The 4,121-nt window shown below is 66.6% G+C and carries 1 protein-coding gene; it reads right to left on the bottom strand.

Annotated elements, in window-relative coordinates:
• A partial coding sequence (locus CKW22_RS27790) for an Ig-like domain-containing protein (RefSeq protein WP_256577289.1) occupies positions 1-4,121 on the bottom strand: 4,121 nt, incomplete at both ends.

Here is a 4,121-nt window from a genome sequence, read left to right on the forward strand (position 1 = left end):
AGGGTGAAGGTGCCGTCGGCACCGGCAATGGCGCTGCCGATCAGCGTGCCATTGGCATCATGCACTTCCACACGGCTGCCGGCTGGGGCGGTACCGGTGAGGGTGGTGCCGTCGGCATCGATGGCCAGGCCGCTCGGGCTGGCCGGTGCGGTGGTCAGCGGTACGTCGTATTCGAAGGCCACCGAAGCGTTGCCGCTCGGGTCGGTCTGCACCAGGCTCAGCTGCTCGCCAGGTTGCACGGCAGGGTCGAGGTTGATGATGAAGGTGCCATTGGCGGCCACGGTACCGGTGCCGATCACATTACCGTCGGCATCACGCACTTCGACGCTGGCCCCGGCTTCGCCGCGACCGCTCAGCACCAGGCCGCCAGCGCCGACGACAATATCGCTTACTGCGCCAGGCGGCGTGATATCCGGGGCATCGAACTGCAGCGGGGCCGAGCTGTTGCCAGCAGCGTCCAGTTGACGGATGTCCAACGCCTCGCCGTTCGCCTGAGCGGGGGCGAGGGTGACGCTGAACAGGCCATCGGCGCCGACCAGGCCGGTGCCGATCACGGTGCCTGCGGCGTCGCGAACCTGAACAGTGGCGCCTGGTTCGCCGCGACCGGTAAGGGTTACGCCTTCGGCCAGGGCCAGGTCAGTCGGCTGCGCCGGTGGCAGCAAGTCTTGCGACGCGACCGAGCCCGGTGGCGAAACGTTGCCGGCAGCGTCGGTCAGGGTGACTTGCAGGGTGCTGCCGTCAATCACGGCAGGGTCAAGCGCGATCACGAAGGTGCCGTCTGCACCGACGGTGCCGGTCGCCAGTACATTTCCGGCAGCATCACGTACCTGAACGGTGGTACCTGCTTCGCCGCGGCCGCTAAGCTGCGCGCCAGCGAGGCCGATTACCAGGTTGGTCGGTGCCTCCGGTGGCGTGGTATCACCGCCGTCGATATCCGGCGCGGTGACGGAACTGGTTGTCGAGGTATTGCCCGCAACGTCGGTTGCGGTGGCTTGCAGCACTTCGCCATCGACTTGCGGCGGAGCGAGGGTGATGTTGAACACGCCAGTCGGGCCGACTAGGGCAGTGCCCAGCTCGGTGCCGTCGGCAGCAAGAATACGCACGGTACTGCCCGGTTCGGCGCGGCCAGTGATGACGGTGCCGTTGGCATTGACGGCCAATTCGGCAGGTGCGGCCGGTGCGGTGATGTCTGGCGCATTGATCTGCGCAGGCAGGGACGACAGCCCCGTGTCATCGATGGCGACTACGTCCAGCAGTTCGCCGTTGGCCTGGGCCGGGTTGAGTTCGAGGGTGAAGGTACCGTCGGCACCGGCAATGGCGCTGCCGATCAGTGTGCCATTGGCATCGTGAACTTCGACACGGCTGCCGGCCGGCGCGGTACCGGTGAGGGTGGTGCCGTCGGCGTCGATGGCCAGGTCGCTCGGGCTGGCTGGCGCGGTGATCAGGGGCACATCGTATTCAAAGGCAACCGAAGCATTGCCGCTCGGGTCGGTCTGCACCAGGCTCAGCTGTTCGCCAGGTTGTACGGCGGGGTCGAGGTCGATGATGAAGGTACCATTGGCGGCCACCGTGCCGGTGCCGATTACATTGCCGTCGGCATCACGCACTTCAACACTGGCCCCGGCTTCGCCGCGACCGCTCAGCATCAGGCCGCCAGCGCCGACGACAATATCGCTTACTGCAGCAGGCGGCGTAATGTCCGGGGCATCGAACTGCAGCGGGGCGGAGGTATTGCCAGCAGCATCCACCAGGCGGATATCCAGTGCCTCGCCATTAGCTTGAGCCGGAGCAAGCGTCAGGCTGAAGCTGCCATCCGCATTGACCAGGCCGGTACCAATCACGTTGCCTGCGGCGTCACGCACCTGCACCGTGGCGCCTGGTTCGCCGCGACCGGTAAGGGTCACGCCTTCGGCCAGGGCCAGGTCGGTTGGTTGTTCCGGTGGCAGCAGGTCTTGCGAGGCGACCGAACCCGGCTGCGAAACGTTGCCTGCGGCATCGGTCAGGGTCACTTGCAAGGTGCTGCCGTCGATCACGGCAGGGTCAAGCGCGATCACGAAGGTGCCGTCTGCAGCCACGGTCCCGGTCGCCAGCACATTGCCGGCGACGTCACGCACCTGCACGGTGGTGCCCGCTTCGCCACGGCCGCTGAGCTGAGTGCCGGCAAGGCCGATCACCAGATTGGTCGGTGCGCTCGGTGGCGTAGTGTCGACCCCGTCGATGTCCGGCGCGATGACCGAGCTGGTAAGCGAAGTGTTGCCAGCGGCGTCGGTCGCCGTGGCTTGCAGCGTTTCACCATCGACCTGAGGCGGGTTGAGGGTGATGTTGAACACACCAGTCGGGCCGACCAGCGCGCTGCCCAGTTCGGTGCCGTCGGCGGCAAGAATACGTACGGTGCTGCCCGGTTCGGCGCGGCCAGTGATAACCGTGCCGTCAGCGCTGACAGCCAGCTCGCTCGGTGCGGTCGGCGCGGTGATGTCTGGCGCGGTGATTTGTGCAGGCAGGGACGACAGCCCCGTGTCATCGATGGCGACTAGGTCCAGCAGTTCGCCGTTGGCCTGGGCTGGATTGAGCTCGATAGTGAAGGTGCCGTCGGCACCGGCAATGGCGCTGCCGATCAGCGTGCCATTGGCATCATGCACTTCCACACGGCTGCCGGCTGGGGCGGTACCGGTGAGGGTGGTGCCGTCGGCATCGATGGCCAGGCCACTCGGGCTGGCGGGTGCGGTCGTCAGAGGGACATCGAACGCCACCACGGCCGACGCGTTGCCGCTTGGGTCAACCTGTACCAGGCTCAGCTGTTCGCCCGGTTGCGCAGCCGGGTCCAGGTTGATCAGGAACGTACCGTTGGCGCCGACTACACCGCGGCCAAGCAGGTTGCCATCGGCGTCGCGTACTTCCACGGTGGCGCCCGCTTCGCCACGACCGCCCAGTACCAGGCCGCCAGGGCCGACCACGATGTTGCTGACGGCATCCGGGGGGGTGATGTCTGGGACATTGAATTGCAGCGGAGCAGAGCTGTTGCCTGCGGCATCCACCTGGCGGATATCCAGCGCCTCGCCATTGGCCTGAGCTGGGGAGAGCGTCAGGCTGAAGCTGCCATCTACGCCTACCAGGCCGGTGCCGATCACTGTGCCCGCTGCGTCGCGAACTTGAACAGTGGCGCCAGGCTCGCCGCGACCGGTAAGCGTTACGCCTTCGGCCAGGGCCAGGTCGGTCGGTTGTGCCGGTGGCAGCAGGTCTTGCGAAGCGACTGAGCCAGGCTGCGAAACGTTGCCAGCGGCATCGGTCAGGGTGACCTGCAAGGTACTGCCGTCGATCACGGCAGGATCAAGCGCGATCACGAAGGTGCCATCTGCACCGACGGTGCCGGTCGCCAGTACATTACCGGCAGCATCGCGCACCTGCACGGTAGTGCCCGCTTCGCCACGGCCAGTGAGTTGATGGCCCGCGAGGCCGATCACTAGATCAACAGGGGCGTCAGGCGGCGTGGTGTCGCCGCCGTCTATATCGGGTGCGGTGACGGAGCTGGCTGTCGAGGTATTGCCTGCGGCGTCGGTTGCGGTGGCTTGCAGTACTTCGCCATCGACTTGCGGCGGAGCGAGGGTGATGTTGAACACGCCGGTCGGGCCGACCAGGGCGCTGCCCAGTTCGGTGCCGTCGGCGGCAAGAATACGCACGGTGCTGCCGGGTTCGGCGCGGCCAGTGACGACAGTGCCGTCAGCGCTGGCGGCCAGCTCACTCGGTGCGGCCGGCGCGGTGATGTCTGGCGCGGTGATCTGCGCAGGCAGGGACGACAGCCCTGTGTCATCAATGGCGACTACGTCCAGCAGTTCGCCGTTGGCCTGGGCCGGGTTGAGTTCGAGAGTGAAGGTGCCGTCGGCACCAGCAATGGCGCTGCCGATCAGCGTGCCATTGGCATCGTGCACTTCCACGCGGCTGCCGGCTGGGGCGGTACCGGTGAGGGTGGTGCCGTCGGCGTCGATGGCCAAGCCGCTCGGGCTGGCTGGCGCGGTGGTCTGTGGCACATCGTATTCAAAGGCAACCGAAGCGTTACCGCTCGGGTCGGTCTGCACCAGGCTCAAGTGTTCGCCAGGTTGTACGGCAGGGTCCAAGTCGATCAG

Origin of the sequence: Pseudomonas sp. Irchel s3f19 (genome assembly GCF_900187555.1) — a bacterium.
Taxonomy (GTDB): Bacteria; Pseudomonadota; Gammaproteobacteria; order Pseudomonadales; family Pseudomonadaceae; genus Aquipseudomonas; species Aquipseudomonas capeferrum.